Here is a 21,871-nt window from a genome sequence, read left to right as displayed (position 1 = left end):
GGTCTCCTACCCTGGAAGGCATGGATGCCGGAGCCGAGAACCTCAACGCGATCGCGGCCTGGGCCGTCTCACTCATGGAGACCCTCGGCGGTGTCGGCGCCGGCGTCGCCATCGCGCTGGAGAACCTGTTCCCCCCGCTGCCGAGTGAGATCATCCTGCCGCTGGCCGGATTCACCGCGGCGAAGGGCACGCTCGGCCTCGTCGAGGTGCTCATCTGGACGACCGTCGGCTCCGTCGTCGGAGCGCTGGCGCTCTACGGCATCGGGGCGTGGCTGGGCCGGCGCCGCATGTACGCGATCGCCCAGCGGATGCCGCTCATCAAGATCGAGGATGTCGAACGCACCGAGGCCTGGTTCGAGCGCCCCGGCTCCAAGGCGGTGTTCTTCGGTCGGATGATCCCGATCTTCCGCAGCCTGATCTCGATTCCCGCGGGAATCGAGCGGATGCCGCTGATCCGCTTCACGCTCCTCACCGCCGCCGGCAGCGCGATCTGGAACACGATCTTCGTGCTCGCCGGCTTCTATCTCGGCGCCAACTGGCACATCGTCGAGGACTACGCCGGGATCTTCCAGAAGGTCGTGATCGCCGCGGTCGTCGTGGCATTCGTCGTCTGGCTCGTCATCCGGGTCCGGCAGCTGCGGCGCAATAGAATCACCGTCGACTGACAGACGAACGGGCGGGAGAGCCGCTGATGCGCTCGGCGGCACGCATTCGGCCCGCATCCTGCTCGACTCGGTCGACTTCGCCGACGTCGACGCGCTCCAGTCGTCGGGGGAATGGAAAAAGGCTGCGGCCGGGTCCCAACCGCTGCCGCGCCGGGGATGCGGACCGGCCATACGATGACAGGGTGACCGCCGCCCGTTCGATCAAGACTCTCGGCATCCTCGGTGCCGGCCGGCTCGGAAGCATGCTCGCCCGGCTCGCGGCATCCGCAGGGCTGCGCGTGCTCGTGGCGCGTTCCGGCGACCCGGCCGTGATCTCCGGGCGGATGCGGGCGCTCGGCGCCATCGCCGCGTCGAGCGAGACGGTGATCGCCGAGTCGGATGCCGTGGTCCTCGCGCTCCCGCTCGGCAGGTACCGGCTGCTGCCCGCCGATGCACTGCGCGGCAGGCTCGTGATCGACGCCATGAACTACTGGTGGGCGTCCGACGGCATCCGCGATGATCTCAGTGATCCGCGCACATCGACGAGCGAACTCGTGCAGGAGCATCTGGCCGGCGCCCGCGTCGTCAAGGCACTCAGTCACATGGGCTACGAGGATCTCGAGGACGAGGCGCGCCCGGCCGGGACGGCAGGGCGGAAGGCGATCGCCGTCGCCGGGGGCTCCGCTGCCGATGTGGCGGTGGTCTCAGCGCTCATCGACACGCTCGGATTCGATGCGGTGCACGCCGGGCCGCTCGCCGCCGGGATCATGCTCGAGCCCGGTTCCGAACTGTTCGGCGCGGATGTCGATGCCGACCAGTTGCGTGCGATGCTCGACGGATTCTGGGACTCGCAGCGCGGCATCGTCGTTCGGCGGGCCCGGGAGGCCGCGGGGGCGTGATCGCGCGACCGCCCAGGTCTACCATGGCGGCATGCGCAGGTCTCGTCGCTTCGTCGGCCGGAGATAGGCGGTTCCAGTGCCGCGAAGTCGTACGGGAGCTCCTTCTTGTGGTCGTGCGATAAGGGTTTCACGCAGCCGTGGCAGCCACGGCGTGGGCATCCGTGTCGGCAGCGATCGCTGCCTGGAGGCGCGGTTTGAGGTCACCGAGGGCGGTGTCGATACGGGAGTAGATCTTGGGGTTCAGGATCGTGGTGCCGTCAAAGTCGCCCGTGGAGGCATAAATACCGACCGGGGCCGTGGCGGCTTGGAAGAACCCGAACAAGGGGCGCAGCTGGTGCTCGAGGACGAGCGCGTGACGCTCGCCTCCACCCGTTGCGACAAGGAGCACCGGATGGTTGGCGAGGGCGTACTGGTCGACCATGTCGAAGAAGTGCTTGAACAGCCCGGTATAGGAGCCGCGGAACACGGGAGTTCCGGCGACCACAAGATCGGCCTGCTCGACCGCTTCTACCGCCGCGAGGGCTTCGGGGCTGAGTGCGGTGCGTTCCAGCGCGCTGGTAAACCCGGGTCCGAGGGTTGAGACCTCCACGCGGGTGACGTCGAGGTCGAAGTGGTCGGCGAGTGTCGTGGTGACGAGTTCGAGAAGGGCTCCGGTCTTACTGGGCGCGCTATAGCTCCCGTTCACTGTTACGACACGTAGTGGACTACTCATGCCGCATCATCCGTAGTGACGCCGGCAAGGGCCGCGCGGACCTGAGGGAGAACTTCGGTGCCGAGCAGCTCGATCGCTTCCAACGTCTCGCGGTGCGGGGTGTTCCCGAATCCGAGCTGCATGATGTATCGCTCATGCCCGTAGGCTTCGTGCTGGCGGAGGATCTTGTCCACGATCTCCGCCGGACTCCCGATGAACAGGGCACCCGCGGGAGACGCGGATGCTTCGTAGGCGCGACGCGGCATGTGAACGCCCTGGCCGCGTTCGTGGAAGTTCTCCCTCATCCCCTGCGCGAACGACGGGTAAGAGATCTCGATCGCTGCCTGACTCGTCTTCGCTACAAACCCGGGACCGTTCACGCTTACCCGCAACTGCTCGGGTGTATGCCCGGCACGTGCGCCCGCCTCGCGGTACAAGTCGACAATCGGGGCGAAGCCGTCGACACGCCCGCCGAGGATCCCGAGCGCCATCGGGAGCCCGCGTGTCGCCGCCCGCACCGCAGACGCCGGTGTCCCGCCCACGCCGACCCAGACAGGGAGGGTTCGATCCTCGAAGGCGCGCGGCGCAACATCCGCGTTGTGGAGTGCGGGGCGCAGGCGTCCCGACCAGGTCAGTGGGTTGGATGCTTGGATCGCCATCAGCAGGTCCAGTTTCTCCTCGAACAGGTCGCCGTACCCGGCGAGGTCGTATCCGAACAGCGGGAACGACTCCGTGTACGACCCGCGCCCTACGATCAGCTCTGCCCGGCCGTGGGACAGGTTATCGAGAGTCGCGAACTGCTCGAACACCCGCACCGGATCATCCGAGCTCAGCACCGTCACCGCGCTGGAGAGACGGATCTGGGTCGTGCGCGCGGCCATCGCCGCCAACACCACAGCAGGCGCGGACACCGCGAAATCGGAACGGTGATGCTCGCCGACCGCGAACACGCTCAACCCCACCTCATCAGCGAGCACCGCCTGCTCGATCAGCTCATCAAAACGCTCCGCAGGACTCTTCCGCGCCCCGGTGACCGGGTCGGCCGTCAACTCTCCGAAGTGGTAAACACCGATATCGAAACTCATACAGAATCCTCGTTTCCTTGCGCCGGGCTCTGACTATGTGTCGCACCGGGCTCAGCCAGCCATTGGGTGCTCCACGCCGTCAAACCATCCAACGACGGCAGCAACGCCCGCCCCTTCTCGGTCAACGCATACACGTGACGTGCGCCGCCGTCGGTGGGCTCGACACGCGCGATCAACTCGCACCCCAGCAGCTCGTCTAGCCGACGAGCCAGGACCGCATCGCTGATACCGACCGCGTGGTCGCGTAGCTCTCCGAAGCGGCGTGGGCCGTTTCCCAATCCTTGGATCAGGATCCCGTTCCACCGCTTACCGATTACGGCCATTGCCGCGAGGAACGCCGCGCACGCGCCCTCGTTCGGGGGTGGGACATCCAACCTTTTGCTCACAAAAAGAGAGTAACATGGTGTGAGCGGCCGGAGGCATCAACTGCGATAGCTCCCGGTCTGCAACGCGAGGCACCGCTAGCCATGTCTTGCCCTGCCCGCGACCGTCACATTTTCAACACGAGCAGGAGCATCATGAAGGTCAAAGCCGCCGTCGCCACCGAGGTCAAGCAACCACTGACGATCCAGGACATCGAACTCGACGAGCCGCGCGCGAACGAGGTCCAGGTGCGCATGGTCGCCAGCGGCGTGTGTCACACCGACGCGGTCCTGCGCGACGGGTGGATTCCCACCACCATGCCGATCGTCCTCGGGCACGAGGGCTCCGGGATCATCGAGAAAGTAGGCGCAGCCGTCACCCACCTCGCGCCTGGCGACCATGTGGTGCTCAGCGTGAACAGCTGCGGCGTGTGCTCCGCATGCCTTTCCGGACACCCCGCCTACTGCGCGAACCTTTATGCCAGCAACTTCGCGGGAAGCCGTCCGGATGGCACCACCGCATTCAGCGCCGCAGACGGTTCGCCGATCAGCTCGCACTTCTTCGGGCAGTCATCCTTCGCCTCAGTGACGAACGTGTCCGTGCGCAGTGTCGTCAAGGTTGACTCGGAGATCCCCCTGGAACTCCTTGGGCCTCTGGGATGCGGAATCCAGACCGGCGCCGGCGCCGTGCTCAACGTGCTCAAGCCGAGTACCGCCGACAGCCTTGTTGTCTTCGGCACAGGCGCGGTCGGAATGTCCGCAATCATGGCCGCAGCTGCCAGCCGTGTCCACACCATCATCGCTGTGGACATCATCCCCAGCCGCCTCGACGCCGCGATCGGATTCGGCGCCACGCACACGATCAACGGTAAAGAAGAAGATGCCGTCGCCCGCATTCAGGAGATCACCAGGGGTGGAGCGAACTTTGCCATCGACACCACCGGCAACAAGTTCGTGTTCAAGCAGATGATCGACGCCCTCGCCATGAGCGGACGTGCCGGAGCCATTGGCGCCTCCGCGCCAGGCAGCGAAGGCATCATCGACATGCCCAGTGCACTCGCCCGCGGCATCTCCATCACCTGGATCGTCGAAGGCGACGCGATCCCGCAAACGTTCATCCCCGAACTCATCGCGCTCCACCAAGCCGGAGACTTCCCCTTCGACAAGATGATCAAAACCTACAACTTCGACGACATCAACGTCGCCTTCGAAGACAGCGAAAACGGCACCGTCCTCAAACCTGTCATCACTTTCTGACGGGGACTGTCTGATTAACGGCGGATCTGGTCGGGCCTGACCGAAAGGAAAGGCGATGACGGGCGTAGGAACGAACTGGTGTCAACCTGTCACCAGTTCGTTCCTACGCCCGCTTGCTCTCCGCCGCGGCGTCGGTCGTAACTCCGAGCCGATCGCCCGCACCGACCTGCTCCCGGCGGATCCGGGTGCGGATCGTTTCCGGCGACCCAACACCGAGCATCTGCGCGACCGCGGTCATCGCGGCATACTCGCTCGGATAATCGGATCGCACCTCGGCGACCATACGGAAAGCGCGCTCACGAAGCTCGCGCGAATACTTACTGGGACGTCCCATAAGACAGATCCTTCCAAGGAATCCTGTCTCCCGACATACCGGGGCGAGTCAGTTCGTTCCTCACGCCCAATCGTGAGACGCTGCCTCGGCAAGTCCGTCTAGCGTGTCCCCGTCTAACCTCGGTTCGGACCCAATAGGCTCCACACCGTGAAGCCTTGGGAACCGTGGGATGCGACCGAAGAAGAGGTCGCCGATCTCTACATCATCCGAGAACCCATCCCGGAGAGCCTGCAAGGGCCAATCGAGGAGTGGCTTAGGCAGACGTTCCACGCCGCCTCGCGGTACGGGCGAGTCGACTCGGCGATGGTCCATTTTGTCGAGACCTCGTTGCGTACTCCATTCGATCTCGCCGACCCGGTGGAACCGGACGACCTCGTTAGCGCCGTAACGGATCAGGGCGACAAGTTCACGCTGCGGGTGGTCGACTTGCTCCTCTCGACGTACGCTCCGGAGACGCAGTGGCGCACGATGCCTGCTCTCGTGGCCCGCCTGAGTACCCACATGGAGCGCACCGGCTCTGCGGTGCTGATCGTTCGAGAGGAGAGCCACTACCGGCTTGCAAGACGGATGCCCGAGGGCATCGAGGAACTCGCGCAAGCCGCAATCCGAGACTCGAACGCGACCGCCGGTCAGCACCTCGCCAACGCCTGGCGGGAGATGCAAGGCATGGCCCCTGATGCAAGCAAGATTCTCCGCGAAGGCATTCCGGCGGTTGAGGCCGCCGCCGGAAGCGTCGTCATCCCGAAGGACAAGAAGCCCCAACTGTCGAAGATCGTCGGCGCGCTCCGTCAGCAACAGGGATGGGGACTGGCGTTCGCACGGCGAGACGACGGCCACCCTGACCATCTCGCTGTCCTGATCGGGATGCTCGAAACGCTCGCCTTCGCCGAACAGCACCGGCATTCGGGGCACGGATACTCGGTTGCTGAGGCGACCGGGCATGTTCAACTCGCGGCGACGCTCGTGGGTTGGTTCTCCGCGGGCGTTGTTGTCCGAGACGAGCCCTGATGCTCGAAGGCGATGATTGGTCCCTCGGCGCGATGGTCGGGCCAAATGGGGAGAGTGAAATCCGGCTGGTGCGCCCGCTCTCCCTTGAGGAGCGCGAGCGCATACCGGCGGCTCTCGCACGGCTCCGCGACTTCAGTGGGCATGCGCTGATCGGCCCGATCGTCGATGCTCTGAACGAGTTGCATACGTTCTTCGCTGAATTGCCTTCGGTGGGCCAGTTGGAGTATCAACGCGGTCCGTACCGGTCGCGACTCAGTGGTCGCCTGAGTGCCGCCCTCACGGCGTTCACGACGCTCCGTTCGATGGTCGAGACAAGTGCTCGGACGCTCGACTTGCCGATGGGGAGTAGCACCCCAGACAACTTCGATCGGCTCTACCGGCAGCACCGTTGTTTCCGCCTTGTCTGGATGCTTCGTAACCTGGACCAGCACCGTCCTCCGGCGGCGTCCGCCATCACGATCTCCTCGGACGAGGACCCGGAAACGGGCGAGACGCGAGTACGTCCCGTCATCGACGTGTTGGGGGTCTGCGCGCACAACGTCGAAGCGTCGCAACAGGAGAAGTACAAGCGTCAGTGGCGTGAGTGCGCCGCCCTGTGGGAGGGCTTCACGGAGCCCGTCGATATCAGGGCGGTGTTCGAACAGGCGTACAAGGCTTGCGAGACGGTCGTCGCCGCCTACATGCGAGAAGCGGAGTACGTGATTCTCGACGACGCGCGCTTCATTGCGCGGCTTGTCGGAGAGATCAAACCAATCGGTGCGGCATGCGCTCTGCGGGTCGTGGAGGGCGACAGCAAGGCATCCATAACCATCGACGCGACGCACCTCGACACCCTGGCATTCGGTGAGGCCGTGGCATCACTCGACGCGGCCCGAAAGATCTTGGGCGAGCCGCCGTTGAAGGAAAGCGAAGTCTGGAACGAGCAGTAGTCAGCCGCTGAGGAGATCAGCGGGAGGTACTTCGAGTGCCACGGCCAACTGCACGATGATGTCGAGGGTTGGATTGCGGCGTCCCCGCCGTCCGCGAGTGCGGCGTGGCTCGGTCACACGCTCGCTGTGTTCCTGGATGCGTACTTCCCGGAGCGCGGGGCGATGGGCGTCGAGCAGGCCGCTGATGGCGCTCATCGAAATTCCCCAGAGTTGCTCATCGGAATTCCTCAGGTCGCGTGGTCAGGTTAGCGCAGGTTCGTGCCGGTCGTGACGCGGCGGAGTTCGTCTGCGGCGGTGGCGTGGTGGCGGAGCCGGTAAGAGGCTCCATCGAGGGTGATCACGACGGATCGGTGCAAGAGCCGGTCGAGCATGGCTGCGGCGACGGTGGTGTCGCCGAGGATCTCGCCCCAGGCTCCGACCGGCCGGTTCGTGGTGATCACGATGGAGGTCTTCAGGTAGCGCTGGTTGATGACCTGGAACAAGGCTGAGGCGGCCTCGCCGGGTAGTGGCAGGTAGCCAAGCTCGTCGATGATGAGCAGGGTCGGACCGGCGAAGAAACGCATCATCGTCGACCACTTGCCTTCGATCGCGGCGCGGTGGCAGCGGGCGGCGAGGTCGGCGGCGGAGGTGAAGTAGACGCGGTAGCCGGCGGTGACGGCGGCGTGGCCGAGGCCGGTGGCGATGTGGGTCTTCCCGACGCCGGGCGGGCCGATCAGGAGCACGTTGGTGGCGGTGTCGATGAACCGGCAGGTGCCGAGCTCGGCCAGCAGCGACCGGTCGATGCCGGATGCGGCGTCGTGATCGAAGTCGTCCAGGGTCTGCCCGGTGGGGAGGTTCGCGAAACGGAACCGGCCAGCCAAGCGGCGGGCGTCGGTGGCGGTGACCTCGACTCGCAGTAGGTGCTCGAGGGCTTGCGTCAGGGTCCATCCTTCGGCTTGCGCCTGGTCGAGGACGGCGGGGAGGGCGTCCGCGGCGTCGGCGAGTTTCAGGTCGGTGAGGTGGCCGCGCAGCTGTTGATAGACGCTCGCTGCCGTCGTGGTGGCTGTGGTTGTGGTCATCGGAGGGTGTTCCTGTTCTTCGCGGCCTGCTCGTAAGCGGCCAGGCTGATCACGGTCGAAGGCTGCGCTGCAGCGCTGGTGAGGGCTGCGGCAGCGCGCAGCGCGGCGCTGCCGGGTGGGATGCGTTCTTTGCGGCGGTGCGGGCGTCCTGGTGTCGCTGACGCCATCGCGATGGCCTCCAGTGCGGTGACATGGCCGCTGTCGCGGATCGTGACGCCGAGGCCGGGTTCGGCGACCTGGTGGCGGGCGACGACCGTCCCCGATGCGGTGGCGATGTCGATGATGTCCGCGCCGAGCCGCTGCCGGACCTCGACTTTCGCGGCGGCGAGTTCGGGCGGGACGGAGTAGCGATTCCCACGCCAGTCGATCAGCGCTTGCCGGGTCGCGGTGCGCTCCTCTGTGATGATCACAGGGAACACAACCGCAGGTAGCGGTCTGAGCCGCTCGTTCACGAACAGGGCGGACGCTGTCGTCGTCCCGAGCTCGCCCCCACGCCGCCGGTCGTCCTGCCCTGCGGCGAACGTGTTCAGGCTGGCCTGCGCTTGCTCGAGGGTGAGGTCGTCGGGCAAGGTCCGCCACCAGCGTTGCGCGGCGGTGTGATTGTTCTTCTCGACCACGCCCTTCCTGTTCCCCGACCTCGGCCGGCAGACCACCGCGGTGACGCCGTGGTGCTTCGCGAACGCGGCGAACTGCGGGACCAGGTCGCCGGTGCGGTGGTCCAGGACCGTCCGCATCCGGTCGAACCGCCAGGTCTTCGTGAGCCCGCCCAGCAGGGCGAGCAGGGTCGTCATCGCGGCGAGCAGGTGCGGGGTGTCCATCGACGGGGAGATCACGCCCCGCCAGACACCCGAGTGCGCGAGCGACCCGACCAGGACATACGCGGTCTTGCGGCCGAACCCCCAATGCGCGGGCGGGTCGGGCATCTCGACCCAGTCGAACTGGGTCTCCTCCCCGGGCGGGTGCTCGATGACCGCGTTTGCGCGTTTGGTGACGTGCGCGCACGCGGTGCACGCCGGACGCAGCCCGCGGGCACGAATCTGCCGCGTCAGCGTCGGATACGACCCCTCGTAACCGAGCGGTCGCAGCTCGTCGAGCAGCGTCACCGCCCACAGGTGCGGGTCCTCGGTCAGTCTCGCGGTGGCGTAGTCGACGAACGCGTCGAACGAGTCCGGGATGGTGCGCTCACGCATCCCGGGCTGACGTTCACCGTTCAGATACGCGCGGATGGTCTTGCGGTCATGGTTAGTGCGGCGGGCGATCTCGCTGATCGTCATCCCCTGCCGTTTCAGAGCGTGGATGTCCACGCTGCTCCTCTCTGAGAGCATGAGAACAGGGCCTTCCTCCGGCTGGTGTGTGGTCAGAGACCACCAGCATCGAGGAAGGCCCGCCTCATGCGGCGGAGCGACCCAGAGTGGGGAATTTCGATGAGCAGAACCGAGGAATTTCAGTGAGCGCCGTCACCGCGGAGGCGATGGAACGCGCGATCGCTGTGTGAGCGGAGCGGCGGAGTAGTAGCCGCCGAATCCGCGCAAATCGAGGCGTCGTGAGAGGCCTGTGAGAGAAAGGGCACCTGCCGGGTAGTAGTCCGGCAGGTGCCCTTTCGTGTTCTCCCGCGTGATTCCGCGGAAATCCGACCTTCGCATTTGGTCGGGCTGACAGGATTTGAACCTGCGACCCCTTGACCCCCAGGCGTCCAGACGCATACGCCGGGGCCAAAATCCGCGTGTTTCCGGGTCTCAGATCATGCAGAGCACGTCACGAGATGCATGGATTTCATGATTCTGGTCCCCTTTTGGTCCCCCTCAATGCGGACCCCAACCGCTCCGCCTTCAAACCAGCGCACTGTCGTGGCCCGGAAGCACCTGCATTTGGTTGACAGGACATTCACTGCGGTTCGCATGGCGAGTTCCGCTCGCGCAACTTGCCGCCGACCTTGAGCAACGATGCGCGAGAGGTTCGTCCATCGAAGGCTTCCTGAATCCAGCTTCTCAAGGAGCTCTGGCTCGTGGGCGGAACGTAGTAGTTCGCGTAACCCGTCTCGCCGTTAGGCGCAAGGTTGGCCGACAACCGCGCGGGGATGCTAGGGCTAGACCCAGCGACTGACGGGAGCTGAACTGCTAGAAGCCCGTTCGGAGTGGGGTCCGAACGAAGGCTCGTATATATCTCCCAGTCCACAAACTTTCGAGCCCAGGTGCACTCACCAATCGCCACGAGAGGCACAGTCGAGTCCCGCAGGAACTTGGACTTGATCGTTTGACGGATGTACGCGACGTTCGTCGAATCTATGATGTCGGAGCCATCTTCTTCCATGCCTATAGCTCGCGGTATGAAAACATCGGTGTTCCCCTCAATGAACTCGAGAACCTCCACCGCATCCACTGCGTGATAGCTAATAAACACTTTATGACGAATAGGCGACGATGCTGTCTTTCGATCTCCCTCCGCAACACTTTGGTACTGCCGTGTTATTGCAGCCAACTCCCGTAGCGCGCCCTGGGTGCGCGAACTGTACATGCCCACAGATTCTCCTAACGCGCCTGCTCTATTACTGCCCTGAGCCGTTCAATAACATCTTCCGGGTCGCCATACCTAGCCAAGAAGCCCAGTTGGTACTTCGTGGATCGAACCTGATCAGCGTTGCCATGCCGAGCCGCCTCCGCGTACTGTTCCGCAACCTCGTCAACAGGCTTACCGCCTTCAAGACACTCATGCAGCGTCAGTTCCGCGCGTGTTGCAAGTGCCCAGTAGTCAGTCGGCCCGTCCGCGATCGCAAGCCTATTGAGGAAACGGGAGACCGTGAGAACCTCGTTAAATTCCTCTCGGAAGGAATCGTCTCTCTCCCGCCCGCCGAGGCGAAGTGCCATAAGCAGGTTGACCCCCGTGTAGTAGCTAGGGTCGCTTTCGAAGCCGGCACGATACTTCTCTGCCATCTCCCGGAAAAGACTCACCGCAACGGCTGGATCCCCGCTGTCGAGCTGCTTCTCTAGCTCTCGTTTGATCAGTCCTCCCCAGCTACCGTATGTCTCAGAGTCCGCGTACCCGGCCTTCTCGGCGTCCTCAAGATATGTGCGAGCCGTGCGCCAGAGCTCCTGCCTGGTTTCGGGGTCTTGTGCATCCTCCCCTAAGCGCCGGTAGACCATGACGCTCTCCTGAAGCCAGATTCGATGTAGCGGATCATCTGGGGTTGGCTGAGTGAGTTCTAGTAGCGCCCGTGCGTCCTCGTAGGCCCCTTCCGCATGCAGTCCAATAGCCAGTTCGATCCGGAGGCTGCGACGTAGCCCTTCGTGGACTTCCGTCGCGCTGGCTACCCATTCCGCTGCAGCCTTCATCGCGACCGCGTCAGATGACTTGATCGCCACACTTATCCTGTCGCGCGCCCCGTTCTCAACGGTTAACGCGGCGGCGACCTGCGAGAGCTGGGAGTAGGGTCTAGTCAACGCGGCGAGATCGAACCAGCTATGCGCTGGACTATCCACTTCGAGTTCACTGGTCACGCGTTCAATAACAGGTCGCAGGGCTCGAATTGCTTCCTCGGCTTGCGTATCCGAAACCGCCTGCCCGCGCGTGAATGAATGAATGCGGATCATGTTGATATCGAAGGGTGGGGCGGAGCGCGCGTGCCCTTCAACATGTGGATTGATCAGAACGGTAGCTCGGTCTGCGAATATGTGTCTAACGCCGAGCTCATACGCGACATTGAAATTCGTGGCCGTAAGATCAACCAATGCGAGGTCAGAATTCGCTAAGGCCGCTATCATGCCCGAGTGTATGATTCCACTGTCGGTCTCGAGATCTGCCCTGTTCCAGCTAATATCAGCATCTTCCAACAGTGGACGATAAACCCTGTGAAAAGCCGGATCGCAGTCCACCTTCTTCCCGGTACGAACATCCTTTTTAACCCCGTAGGGCATGACGATGAAAGCCGATACTTGGTCATGAATGGGAGCCAAATCCAACACGAAATGCCCCCTCTCCTCGGCTCGTAGAACGAGGTTGTCAGTGACCGTCGGCGCCCCGGGGTCGGGCGTCGGGCGGATAGCGACGACCCAGACGCGTTCGTCCGTTCCTTCAACCAATGCGCCGGCGTCGTCAAGCATGGCGAGGTTGTGTTCGTTGAACGCTTCCGCGGTCTCTTGGACTGGACGATCCCCTTCTACTAAATCGACGGCCACGTCACTGACTATCCGGTCAAAATGTGCGAGCCAGCGAGCGCCCCTTGGCTCAACGCTAGTTCTCCTGAAATCCTCCTTCGCGAAGGGCAGGAGCACGCGTAGTGGAATACCCTCCGACAACGCCGCGCGAGCAAAGAGAATGTCTGAACCAGAAGCCAGTGCTCCAACCAAGCGACTTGGCTGAAGCGATTGAAAGAGCCCTCTGAGCCGTGTCAGAAGCTCTTCCTCGGACCCTTCGGGCAACCGAGCCACTGCTCGTCCAACCTCATCGGCCTGAACTCCCGCGTACAGAATGATCACTTGGCTACCTCCGATGCAGGACGCCCCGCGATGCGTGCCTGGGGTGCTATCAAGTTCATCGACCGCATGTGGTTGGCGTGTTCATCGGCATACTCTTGCCCCGAGAGGTGGCAGCGATCGCTCGTTCGATCGCGTCGTCGAACTGGTTGACGTCAGATGGCGAGCTCCAGTCGAGAATCTCGGCACCATACTCTGTTAGCCCTTCGGGCACAGGAGCATCGGGGTCGATACGGATGCCGATGATCCCTTTCCCCTGCTCTTTGCTCCATTGGATCTCTTTTTCGACCCACTCGCTCTGCGCCGTCTCCTTGCCGATGAGCACGATCGTCGCCGATGACCCCTTGATCTTCTCCTTGATCTTCCGACTGATGTAGTCGGAGTTCTGGCTCTTTACGGGGTCGAGTAAGTGTCGTCCGGTGAAGTCCACGTTGACGTTTTTGTTGTAGGTCATCAGGTTGAGGCCGCGAGCCTTCATCTGATCGGCATGCTGGTAGCTGATGAATACGCGACGGGTCATGCGTCCTCCTCGGCTGGCGCAAGAGTCGCCATCTGCTTACAAAGCGGGCATCTCTTTAGTAGAGCGCCGCTCTTGATGAAGTAACCGCACTCGCGGCATCGCCACTTGCGGTTCTTGGAGCTGTTCGGAACCTTGGACAGTTCTGCATCGGTTTGGTAATAGCCGGCGGCGTCGTCCCAGGTGAAGCCGAACTCCCTCCCCCACGATGGGTATGCATATCCAGATCGGGCGCGGGCAAATGTCTCGACGCGGGCCACCTCGCTCAGGTAATCTGCAGTGCGGTCTGGCCGATTGTCACAGAGTTTACGGAGTTCTGAAGTCGTAGCGACGTCTATCGGCTTCATCGTACGGAACTGAGCAGAGCAGATTGTCGCCAACGGTTCGGGCAGGTCGCTCGCCAGGATGGGCTCAATGAAGCGCATGGTTGCCGCCGCGAGAGCGTAGTCGCGATTCACTGCCCCTTGAGTACCTTCGGTGTACCAGCCGACGTGGTAGTAGCCGGACACAACACGACCTTGGTGCTTCCTTCTAGTCGTAAGAAAAAACACGGTCGCCGCGCCGTCGTTGACGATGCGGTTTCGCATCGATGGTTCACAGGTGGAGAACAGCCCGTAGGTTCCGGTCTCGATGTTTGGGTCACTCTTGTTGTCTGCAGGCCGAGTGATCTCGCGAACCGGCCATCGGGCGAGAGGCTCCGAAAAGTAGACAGAGAGGTATCCACGTCCAGCGTCCGATAGCTCTCGCCACGGGTCGCCGAGGCGACGCGCCGTCGCGCCTCCCGCCGTAACCCCGTCATCTCGCATACCTTGATGCTAGGGGTGACCTCTGACACATCCCGGGAGCCACGCTGGATGGAGCGGAGGAGCTGGGATGTCTGAGACAAGCCTCGTCATCCGACCAGGTGCCGTCGTCGTCTTCGAGGGACTCGACCGAACCGGGAAGTCGACGCAGCTGGAGCGACTCCGAGCTGCGGTCGGGAACAGTTCGACGGTATTCGCCCACATGCCGAGCGGTTTCACTCCCTTCACCAAGAGCGTGTATCTGGCGTTGGAGGGCGCGACCGCCGACGAGAGACCCACGTCGGGTCTGGCGCAGCAACTCGCGCATCTTGCGTGTCACGCTGAGTCGATCCGAGAACTCGAGCGGGCGGTCGAGATGCAGTCGTTGATCCTCGATCGCTGGTGGTGGTCGGCCCTCGCCTACGGGTGGTACGGCGGATCGGTGGAGCAATCTGGGTTGTCCGAGGGGAGCTTTCGCGAGCTCATCAAAACGATCTGGGCGCCTATCGTCCCATCGGTCGTGTTTGTATTCGTTGAACCCCATCATGTTGACGGCAACAACACAGAGGGCGTAGAGGCGGGTTACCGTGCGCTCATCGAAGAGCACTCTGATCTCGCGGTTGTCATTCCGAGCGGCAGCGAAGAGTCAACATACGCTTTGGTAACAGCAAGCCTCCTCGAACGAGGGCTTGCTTACCTGGGACAAGCACGGTGACCTTTCGTGACTATCTACAAGGATGCCCAAACCGCGTTCATGGAGGAACTGCGATGCATCATCGACGCCGGTGAAACCATCGAGGTCCGCGGCGAGACCACACGTGAGTTGCGCGCTCGGCTCATCGAGATCTCAAACGTTCGCGCCCGGCATGTCATCGTGCCCCACCGGCACAACAATGTGTTTGCCTCCATCGCCGAGAGCATGTGGGTGATCTACGGACGTAACGATCTGGATTACCTTGGAGCGTATCTGAGGCGCGCCTCCGATTTTTCTGACGACGGGGTTACGTGGAGAGCAGGCTACGGTCCGCGACTACGCGACTGGAACGGGGTCGACCAGCTCTCGGAGGTTGTCAAGATCCTCCGCTCCGACCCGTCCTCTCGGCGTGCGGTCATCAGCATCTACGACCCAGATCGCGACTTCGTCGCCAGCCGCGATATTCCGTGCAACAACTGGCTCCACTTCATAGTCCGAGACGGGCACCTCGACCTTCATGTGGCGGCGCGCAGTACCGATATCTGGTGGGGGTTCTCGGGTATCAACACCTTCGAGTGGACCCTACTGCTCGAAATGATGGCCCGTTGGCTCGGCCACGATCCCGGCCGCCTCGTCTTCTTCAGTTCCTCTCTGCACCTGTACGAGCGGCACTTTGACAAAGCCTCCCAGGTCGTGCTCGCACCGCCGAGCTCGGGCGAGCTTCCCAATGATGAGTCACAGGCGCGATTCGATACCGACTGGGAAAGGTCAAGCGGTGAGTTCGAAGAATGGATGCGGCTCGAAGCTCAGTTGCGTTCCGGGCACGAGCTCAAGCAGCTCGAATGTCGCCTGACTGACCCCCTCCTGATTGCCTACGTTCGCATGATCGACGTGTTCTGGGTAGCGAAACGCGGAGCCGACCCTGATCTTCTTAATCAGTTGATCAGAGAAGTCGGGGACAGTGGCCTGACGGCCGCAGCGACCGAGTACTTTGGTCGTCGCCACCACCAGCAGCACTGAAAACCGGGCTCAGGCAGTCACCGCAGGCTCGGCGAGATCGGCCGAAGCGCGCTCATTAATTCCCCACTTAGGCGGAAAGAACGGTGTCGCAGGCAGCCCGTGAGGCGCAAACTGCTGCTTGATCCGACTACGGCCGCCGACGCCACGGATGTGAGGATGCATCACTCGTGCGTACTTGTCCGTCTCGCAAAAGAGGTTCTGACAATCAATGAGAGTCAACGCGCGACCAAAGAGATCGCTGAACTGGATTCCGTTCTGGTCGAACTGGTCCTCTTGTGTATCGACCATCCAACGAATCACATCTTCAGCGGATGCACCATTGAGATCTGGAAAGCACTTCGCTACCCCGCTGCGTGCACCCGGGCCCGGGACAACGAAGTCGTTCTCATCGAAATCGATGACCGAAGTGTAGTTGAGGTCAATCGCAAGCTGATAGGAAAGGAAAGGACCCAGCGACGGGTACGACGCAATCGTTTCAAACACTTCCCGAAGCGACTTGGCAGCCTCGACCTGCGCCACCACTCCTGATCTCATCATGTGCTCGATCAGTAGCAAATGGTTGCGGTGCTTACGAGCTGCGCCGAAGGGCGGTGGCGGGACGATGTAGGCCGCTGAGTACACCCTTTCCCCACGCGCGAGCAGAAGATCGAGAACACCACTGAACGTATCGACGTCGAACGAATCGGCCGTGATCTCGTCAAACCGTGACTCCAGCGCCTCCCACGTCGATGGCTTGTTGAAGAAGCGGAAGAGCATGACCCGAAGCACAACGTCAGCTGCGTTCTGAGAGCCTTCGTAAGCTACGCGGATCAAGTCCTGTGAGACACGGTCAGCCGCGCGATACGCGTTCGTAAAGCGAAACCGCGAGATAACCGGATCATCGGTCCAAGGCCCCGGTTCTCCTCGTAACCTCGCGTGATAGACATGTTGCCGCTCAGCAGCAAAATACCAGTAGGAAGAGAGAACCTCGGACACCTGAACGCTGTGGCGACCGACTCGTACGCGGCGCATCCGCACTCCGTCCCGTGGGTCATTACTTTCTTTCAAGGTTGCCATGGACAGCCCTGCCGAGCTCGGAGGCGCGCCAAGCCCAGCAGCGGGGGCACACCCCATCGGATCGCACGCCTCTCGGCCCGCGACATGCCTCATCCTGCCGTCCCGAACGCCCGCTCGAGATGCTCAGCCGTGGCGGGGTTCACGGTCTCGCTGCGCTGGATGTAGTGCTGCATCGTGATCCGCGGGTCGGTGTGCCCGAGGAGCTCGGAGGCGAGGAGCGCGCCTTGCGCGTCGTTGACAACCGTGGCGACGGTGCGGCGGAAGCGGTGCGGGGTGACGTTCTCGATCCCGGCCGCGTCCATCACGTCGCGCAGGAGCCGACGGATGTTGTTCGTCGTGTGCGGGGTCCCGACCCGCGTGGTGAACAACAGCGCGCCTGGTTCGGTGTCGCTGCTACGCAGCAGGCGCGAGCGGATCGCCTGCATCGCGAACGACGGCAGCGCGACGCGGCGAACCGAGCGATCCGTCTTCGGATGATCCTGCCGGTGCGTCGGCTCACCCTTGCGGCTGATGATCGTCCCGGCGATCCGTACCGTCGGGATCGGGTCATCCACGTGAAGATCCTGGAGGCGGATGGCGAGGACTTCGCCGATGCGGGCGGAGGTGCCGAGCATGACCTCGACGATCTGCCCGAGTTGCCGATCCGGCCTCGGACCCGCCACTATCCGCCGGGACTCCCAGGCCTTGATCGCGGCACGGATCTCCTGCACCTCGCCGATCGTGAACGCGTCCGGGATCGTCTTCTTCCGGTGCAGCCGGGAGACGTGGTCCATCGGATTGCGGGGCAGGATCTCGTGTCGGACCGCGAGCGCGAGCGCGAGTCGGAGAACGACGCGGGCGTGCTTGGCGCGGCTGTAGCTGCGTCTGGCGAGTTGCTTGAGGAAGTAGTCGCAACGGGCGACCCCGATCTCCCGGAGCGTGAGGTCTTTGAATGCAGGGAAGACGAGGGCGCGCATGTCCCGCTCGTAGAGATTCCTCGTGGTTCGGGAGAGGCGGTCTTCGATCTCCATGTCTTCCAGCCAGAACGTGACGAGCTCTGGGAACGAGCTGTCGGCGCTCATCCCGTTGAATCCGGGCTGGTAGAGGGAGCGTTCGGCGAGCTTCTGCTTGAGCTTGCGCTCCGCGGCAGCGCGTGAGGGCCCTGTGGCTTGGACGAGTCGGTTGCTCCCGTCCCAGTCCCGGTACCGGGCGCGGGCCACGTGGTTGCCGTTCGGCCGGGCGCGGATGGCGATGACGCCGAAGGTACCGATCGGTGTGCGTGGCCTACCCACGCGCTCCCTCCCCCGCTCCAGGAAAGGTGGCAGCTCCGGAAGGGGCGGCGGGCTCGCGCATGGTGTCCATCCAGGCGCGGATGTCGGTGATACCGAACATGATGCGCTTGCCGAAGCGGTAGGCGCGCGGCCCTTTGCCGTTGGTACGCCAGTCGTAGATAGTGGAGACGGGCACGCCGAGGTAGCCCGCGAGTTCGTCGATGTTCAGGAGCGGTTCGAGACCGTGAGGGTTGGACCGTTGTTCTTCGTTCATCCCTACAGTCTCAAAGCCTATGACACGCAGCGATGCCGTCCGGGTGCTTCTCGAGACGAGGGACGCAACCGCTGTTGCGGTATGGACGGGTCACGCAGATCGGGCGATGCGTCCGACCCCACGCCCCCGGAAGGTCCGCCGTTTGCCATCTTCGCAGACAGCCCACCCGACGATACAGGTCGTCTCATGTCACCCCTGACACTTGAAGCGGGTTCCTGGCACCGACCGACACCTTCTCGGACCCAAAACCCTGTGAACGTAGTCACTTCGACGTCCATTTATGGAGTGGGAGAAGGACTAATGATGTTGACGACTACGGGCGCGGGAGTGTCATCCAGCGGAGCTGCCCACGATACGGCGTGAGCGACTGCGAGCAATACCAAGCCAAGCAACGCGATCAGGAACCCATCACGGAAGACCGTGACCATCGCGCGACGTGTCCTTGACGTCACGTACGTTGCCCAGACGTACTGACGAAGCTCCTCGCGCTGTCCGTCCTTGAGGTGGGCGAATTCTTTGACGTCCACGACGCCTAAAACCTTCTTCGATACCGCGACGCCCCCGAAGATCAGGATAGAAACGACGACGATTAGAACACCAATAATCCAGATGATGAGCGGCCAGGGAGAGTCCGGAGTGACAGCCCAAAGCCGCTCGAAAGCACCTGCGCTGAGCCCTACCGCAGCGATAATCGCGGTGAGCGCGAACTCAGCACGGCGCCGCACAGATTCGACGCCTTCCGATTCGGATTTCAAACGATCTTGATAGATATCGCGAACGACGGTGATGTTTCGCTTGTGAGTCGCATCAATCCACTTCGTGTCGGGCGCCTCCTCTTCCGGTAGCCACACGGTTCTACCAAAGAGGAGTCCAGCTACTGTGCTTGCGACCATGCGCGCTTCGTCACGAAGCTCCGCCATACTCATGAGGTCACGAGTAGTAGATCTGCGATCGCTTCGGCGACGGCGGTGCCAATCACGCGAGGCAAGAAGAGCCACTGTCCAGCCGGATTCACATCGATGAGGAACGTCTTGCCACCAGGCTCCTGAATCCAGTCTTGACTTGTGTAACCCAACCCCAGCTCTCGCGCGACCGCTACAGCCCCATCCCGAACAATCGGCGACACATCGTTGACTTCATTGAAATTCGAGTGATTAGCCGAACTCTGTCGCCAATCTGCTGGAGCGCTCGCTTGCACGTCCAGAGCGGCCGCCCATACGCGATCTCCAACGGTCACCACGCGGAGATGCCTAGATGCATGCAGGCGTTCTTGGATGATGAAGGGCGCAGAACTCAAGGCGCGCAAGCGATCATCGTCCGGCATCATTGGTTCGGCGTACACTGTCTTGACGTCGCCGGCGGCAACGAACTGACCGGTCCCGAGTGGCTTGACCACCACCTCCTCGGAGAAGGCAGCCACGACAGCGCCTCTGCTCGTGGTTACCATCGTTCGAGGGTAAGGGACACCGAGTGTCCGCGCCGTCCGCCACTGGGTCAGTTTCGACTCGGCGCCTCTAAGCGCACGCGGTTCTGTAACCCAGCTGACGTTGGCCGCATCTATCAGCCATGAGTAGGCCGAGTGCCACGTGCCCAATTCCAGAGCCTCCACCGAACCGGTTTCAACCCCGAGGCCCCAATCAGCACGGTGAAAACGCCGCAACCATCCGGCGCGGGGACGATCGAGGTCGATCGACTCTCCCTCCGCGTTCACGAGGCAACCGGTGTCGCCAATCACGAGTCCCGAACCGTCGCCATCATCCATGATCGACTCCAGATCGACTATGAACGGTCCGTGGCCACGCGCCACAAGCGCATCTGCAACTACTACAACGTGCGGGTCTTCTCGATGTCCGATGATGATCGGTGCTTCAAGAGCCAAGGTTACTGGCGAGAGGTCAAGACGAGAGGAGCAACTGACTCGTCAGAATCGGACGTTTCGATGGACTCGGTGAGCGTCGCCGTGCCGCGCATTCGCTCCACTCTGATCGGCGACGAGCGGGCGAGCTCGACGAACAGTGATCGCCGGGCAGGTCGAAGCGGCATCAGCCAACACTGGAGATAATCGTCGGAACGTATCCGAACCCGTGATCGGAGGTCTCGATCGTAGCCGTAAGTGTCGAGGGCGCGGGCCGAGGGCGCGGCTCAGGCTCCGGACGTTGCCCACTGACAGCGAGCATCCCGAACAAGGATTCTGAGGTACTCATCGCAGCTCCCTGAGTTGATGTAGATGATAGGTCACACTCTACCGGGACGCTCCGACAGGTGAGCTTGCCTCGCGGAGCGTATTCAGTGTCCCGTCAACCTCGTCGTTAGGGCTAGGTCTTTTCCGCCTTGGTTCCGTCCCTCAACCGTGCCGGCTGTTGCGGACTCGGCTGACTTCAACGCCTCTCGCTGGCGGAGCGCGCCTCGGCCGGCGAAGGCTTCCCGAATGCGGATGCGCACGATCAGGATGACGCTGATCGGGCCGATCACGAGGAATTTGAGCGCGTTCCAGCAGAACAGGAGCACGACGAGGTTGAGCCAGCCGGGGCCGCCGTCCTCGATCACGGTGACGCAGTAGTACACGCCGAGGAGATATGGCGCGGCGAGGAGCATCGCCGGGAGGCCCCATTTCAGACCACGGCGAGTACGGATCGCGTCGAGCGCGATGTTGGTCGGCATGTAGCGCCGCAGGTAGTAGCGGGCATGGGCGCTGAGCTCCCAGAGCAGCCGGATCATGGCATTGTCCTCTCGTGGCACGGTCAGGTGACGAGACAGTGCGTAGAGAGTGGCCCGAAGGCCTGTCCGTAGTGGGACGCCATATCAAGGAGGAATCTGCCTCGCTCCCAGGGTACGCGTCCCCGGCGACATCCGTAAGAGGTGCGCCCGCTCGTTCGGGTGGCGCTCGTGCACCTGTCTGGCACACGGACGGGAGCCGGGCATGGTCACGATCACTTCTCTCGCCAAGGACGAACGCTCCGGACGGGTTGCTCTGGCTACGACCTTGGAGCCCGACGACGCGGTGACGGGCAGGCTCCTCGCAGCGGTTGGCGCGGTCGAGACTGTGCGCCTGGCAGCTGGTACCGGCGCGTTCCCGAAGAAGGTCGATGCGGTCGAGGCCGGGCTGTGGCGCAACAAGGTTGCCCCACGAATGGATGCCCGCACGGTCACGCAGGCACTCTCGGAGAGCGACCGTTTCGGGTTGCGCATCCTCATCCCCGGCGACGACGATTGGCCGACCGCCCTGAATGACCTGGGCGACCGTGCCCCGACTGCCCTGTGGGTGCGCGGCGCGTCCTCGTTCCTCACCGCGCCGCTGAGTGATCGCGTGACGATCACCGGAGCCCGCGCTGCCACAAGCTACGGCGAGCACGTCACGGGCGAGCTCGTCTCCGACTTGACGCATGCCGAGCGGATCATCGTGGCCGGCGGCGCCTACGGCATCGACGCCGCCGCACACCGAGCCGCGCTCGCCACAGGCGGGCAGACTCTCGCCGTGATGGTCGGCGGCTTGGATCGGCTCTACCCGTCCGGCAACCGGGAGCTGCTGGAACGAGTCGGAG

General features: G+C 63.1%; 26 protein-coding genes. 9 read left to right on the top strand and 17 right to left on the bottom strand.

Going from position 1 to position 21,871, the window contains the following annotated elements:
* Nucleotides 1-20 precede the first annotated feature (20 nt).
* Both HWX58_RS11860 and HWX58_RS11855 read left to right on the top strand, forming a co-directional pair.
* A complete protein-coding gene (locus HWX58_RS11860; RefSeq protein ID WP_175987997.1) occupies nucleotides 21-665 on the top strand; it encodes a DedA family protein in 645 nt (214 codons plus the stop codon).
* Nucleotides 666-691: 26 nt separating this feature from the next.
* Nucleotides 692-1,543: an NADPH-dependent F420 reductase gene (locus HWX58_RS11855; RefSeq protein WP_175987995.1), complete on the top strand. Its 852-nt coding sequence runs from the start codon at nucleotides 692-694 to the stop codon at nucleotides 1,541-1,543.
* 127 nt (nucleotides 1,544-1,670) lie between these two features.
* Here HWX58_RS11855 and HWX58_RS11850 read toward each other — a convergent pair whose 3' ends face one another.
* The 3 genes from HWX58_RS11850 to HWX58_RS15445 are packed head-to-tail and all read right to left on the bottom strand — an operon-like array spanning nucleotide 1,671 to nucleotide 3,642.
* Nucleotides 1,671-2,228, bottom strand: a complete 558-nt coding sequence (locus HWX58_RS11850; RefSeq protein WP_250646213.1) for an NAD(P)H-dependent oxidoreductase — start codon at nucleotides 2,226-2,228, stop codon at nucleotides 1,671-1,673.
* Between the two features lie 23 nt (nucleotides 2,229-2,251).
* Nucleotides 2,252-3,319, bottom strand: coding sequence for an LLM class flavin-dependent oxidoreductase (locus tag HWX58_RS11845; RefSeq protein ID WP_175987992.1), 1,068 nt, complete (start codon nucleotides 3,317-3,319; stop codon nucleotides 2,252-2,254).
* On the bottom strand, nucleotides 3,316-3,642 hold the full coding sequence (locus tag HWX58_RS15445; protein ID WP_264675235.1) for a winged helix-turn-helix transcriptional regulator: 327 nt from the start codon (nucleotides 3,640-3,642) through the stop codon (nucleotides 3,316-3,318). The genes HWX58_RS11845 and HWX58_RS15445 overlap by 4 nt, the downstream gene beginning before the upstream one ends.
* Nucleotides 3,643-3,837: 195 nt before the next feature.
* Between HWX58_RS15445 and HWX58_RS11835 the strand changes: the two genes are divergently transcribed.
* A complete protein-coding gene (locus tag HWX58_RS11835; protein ID WP_175987988.1) occupies nucleotides 3,838-4,938 on the top strand; it encodes an NAD(P)-dependent alcohol dehydrogenase in 1,101 nt (366 codons plus the stop codon).
* Nucleotides 4,939-5,041: 103 nt separating this feature from the next.
* Here HWX58_RS11835 and HWX58_RS11830 read toward each other — a convergent pair whose 3' ends face one another.
* A complete protein-coding gene (locus HWX58_RS11830) occupies nucleotides 5,042-5,272 on the bottom strand; it encodes a hypothetical protein (RefSeq protein WP_175987985.1) in 231 nt (76 codons plus the stop codon).
* 147 nt (nucleotides 5,273-5,419) lie between these two features.
* Between HWX58_RS11830 and HWX58_RS11825 the strand changes: the two genes are divergently transcribed.
* Nucleotides 5,420-6,280 carry a hypothetical protein gene (locus HWX58_RS11825; RefSeq protein ID WP_217702990.1) on the top strand — a complete coding sequence of 287 codons (861 nt, stop codon included), beginning with the start codon at nucleotides 5,420-5,422 and terminating at the stop codon, nucleotides 6,278-6,280.
* The gene (locus HWX58_RS11820) at nucleotides 6,280-7,209 is read left to right on the top strand and encodes a hypothetical protein (protein WP_175987982.1); all 930 of its coding nucleotides are present in this window, start codon (nucleotides 6,280-6,282) and stop codon (nucleotides 7,207-7,209) included. The genes HWX58_RS11825 and HWX58_RS11820 overlap by 1 nt, the downstream gene beginning before the upstream one ends.
* Here HWX58_RS11820 and HWX58_RS11815 read toward each other — a convergent pair whose 3' ends face one another.
* The 7 genes from HWX58_RS11815 to HWX58_RS11785 form a co-directional block, all read right to left on the bottom strand.
* The gene (locus tag HWX58_RS11815; RefSeq protein WP_175987979.1) at nucleotides 7,210-7,404 is read right to left on the bottom strand and encodes a hypothetical protein; all 195 of its coding nucleotides are present in this window, start codon (nucleotides 7,402-7,404) and stop codon (nucleotides 7,210-7,212) included. It abuts the gene before it with no gap.
* 50 nt (nucleotides 7,405-7,454) lie between these two features.
* A complete protein-coding gene (istB, locus tag HWX58_RS11810; protein WP_068476904.1) occupies nucleotides 7,455-8,267 on the bottom strand; it encodes an IS21-like element helper ATPase IstB in 813 nt (270 codons plus the stop codon).
* The gene (gene istA, locus HWX58_RS11805; protein ID WP_438268258.1) at nucleotides 8,264-9,571 is read right to left on the bottom strand and encodes an IS21 family transposase; all 1,308 of its coding nucleotides are present in this window, start codon (nucleotides 9,569-9,571) and stop codon (nucleotides 8,264-8,266) included. Before istA ends, istB begins: the two co-directional genes overlap by 4 nt.
* Before the next feature lie 580 nt (nucleotides 9,572-10,151).
* A complete protein-coding gene (locus tag HWX58_RS15440; RefSeq protein ID WP_175988113.1) occupies nucleotides 10,152-10,781 on the bottom strand; it encodes a TIR domain-containing protein in 630 nt (209 codons plus the stop codon).
* A gap of 14 nt (nucleotides 10,782-10,795) precedes the next feature.
* On the bottom strand, nucleotides 10,796-12,535 hold the full coding sequence (locus tag HWX58_RS11795) for a tetratricopeptide repeat-containing protein (protein WP_175987975.1): 1,740 nt from the start codon (nucleotides 12,533-12,535) through the stop codon (nucleotides 10,796-10,798).
* Nucleotides 12,536-12,794: 259 nt separating this feature from the next.
* Nucleotides 12,795-13,256, bottom strand: a complete 462-nt coding sequence (locus tag HWX58_RS11790) for a TIR domain-containing protein (RefSeq protein ID WP_175987973.1) — start codon at nucleotides 13,254-13,256, stop codon at nucleotides 12,795-12,797.
* Nucleotides 13,253-13,840 (bottom strand): hypothetical protein, encoded by a 588-nt coding sequence (locus HWX58_RS11785; protein WP_175987971.1) that lies wholly within the window; start codon nucleotides 13,838-13,840, stop codon nucleotides 13,253-13,255. Before HWX58_RS11785 ends, HWX58_RS11790 begins: the two co-directional genes overlap by 4 nt.
* 286 nt (nucleotides 13,841-14,126) lie before the next feature.
* Between HWX58_RS11785 and HWX58_RS11780 the strand changes: the two genes are divergently transcribed.
* Together HWX58_RS11780 and HWX58_RS11775 are read left to right on the top strand one after the other, a co-directional pair.
* A complete protein-coding gene (locus tag HWX58_RS11780) occupies nucleotides 14,127-14,750 on the top strand; it encodes a hypothetical protein (protein ID WP_175987969.1) in 624 nt (207 codons plus the stop codon).
* A 6-nt stretch (nucleotides 14,751-14,756) separates the two neighbouring features.
* A complete protein-coding gene (locus HWX58_RS11775; protein WP_175987967.1) occupies nucleotides 14,757-15,749 on the top strand; it encodes a thymidylate synthase in 993 nt (330 codons plus the stop codon).
* 9 nt (nucleotides 15,750-15,758) lie between these two features.
* Here the strand turns inward: HWX58_RS11775 and HWX58_RS11770 are convergent, their stop codons facing one another.
* The 5 genes from HWX58_RS11770 to HWX58_RS11750 all read right to left on the bottom strand — a co-directional run bounded on the left by HWX58_RS11770 (nucleotide 15,759) and on the right by HWX58_RS11750 (nucleotide 19,749).
* Complete coding sequence (locus tag HWX58_RS11770) at nucleotides 15,759-16,724, bottom strand: nucleotide kinase domain-containing protein (protein WP_217702988.1); 966 nt, start codon at nucleotides 16,722-16,724, stop codon at nucleotides 15,759-15,761.
* Between the two features lie 170 nt (nucleotides 16,725-16,894).
* Nucleotides 16,895-18,076, bottom strand: coding sequence for a tyrosine-type recombinase/integrase (locus tag HWX58_RS11765; RefSeq protein WP_175987965.1), 1,182 nt, complete (start codon nucleotides 18,074-18,076; stop codon nucleotides 16,895-16,897).
* On the bottom strand, nucleotides 18,069-18,329 hold the full coding sequence (locus HWX58_RS11760) for a helix-turn-helix transcriptional regulator (RefSeq protein WP_170154387.1): 261 nt from the start codon (nucleotides 18,327-18,329) through the stop codon (nucleotides 18,069-18,071). Before HWX58_RS11760 ends, HWX58_RS11765 begins: the two co-directional genes overlap by 8 nt.
* A 278-nt stretch (nucleotides 18,330-18,607) precedes the next feature.
* Nucleotides 18,608-19,255, bottom strand: coding sequence for a hypothetical protein (locus HWX58_RS11755; RefSeq protein ID WP_175987964.1), 648 nt, complete (start codon nucleotides 19,253-19,255; stop codon nucleotides 18,608-18,610).
* Nucleotides 19,252-19,749, bottom strand: coding sequence for an ATP-grasp domain-containing protein (locus HWX58_RS11750; protein WP_175987962.1), 498 nt, complete (start codon nucleotides 19,747-19,749; stop codon nucleotides 19,252-19,254). Before HWX58_RS11750 ends, HWX58_RS11755 begins: the two co-directional genes overlap by 4 nt.
* Nucleotides 19,750-19,974: 225 nt before the next feature.
* Between HWX58_RS11750 and HWX58_RS11745 the strand changes: the two genes are divergently transcribed.
* Nucleotides 19,975-20,391: a hypothetical protein gene (locus HWX58_RS11745; RefSeq protein WP_175987960.1), complete on the top strand. Its 417-nt coding sequence runs from the start codon at nucleotides 19,975-19,977 to the stop codon at nucleotides 20,389-20,391.
* A gap of 224 nt (nucleotides 20,392-20,615) precedes the next feature.
* Here the strand turns inward: HWX58_RS11745 and HWX58_RS11740 are convergent, their stop codons facing one another.
* Nucleotides 20,616-21,047, bottom strand: coding sequence for a sulfate permease (locus HWX58_RS11740; protein ID WP_250646212.1), 432 nt, complete (start codon nucleotides 21,045-21,047; stop codon nucleotides 20,616-20,618).
* 202 nt (nucleotides 21,048-21,249) lie between these two features.
* Between HWX58_RS11740 and HWX58_RS11735 the strand changes: the two genes are divergently transcribed.
* On the top strand, nucleotides 21,250-21,871 hold a 622-nt coding region (locus tag HWX58_RS11735), incomplete at its 3' end, for a DNA-processing protein DprA (protein ID WP_175987958.1).

The organism is Microbacterium tenebrionis, from assembly GCF_903645325.1.
In the GTDB taxonomy this organism is placed as follows: Bacteria; Actinomycetota; Actinomycetes; order Actinomycetales; family Microbacteriaceae; genus Microbacterium; species Microbacterium tenebrionis.
Note: the sequence above shows the minus strand (reverse complement) of the source record. Positions and strands in the feature narration are given on the sequence as shown.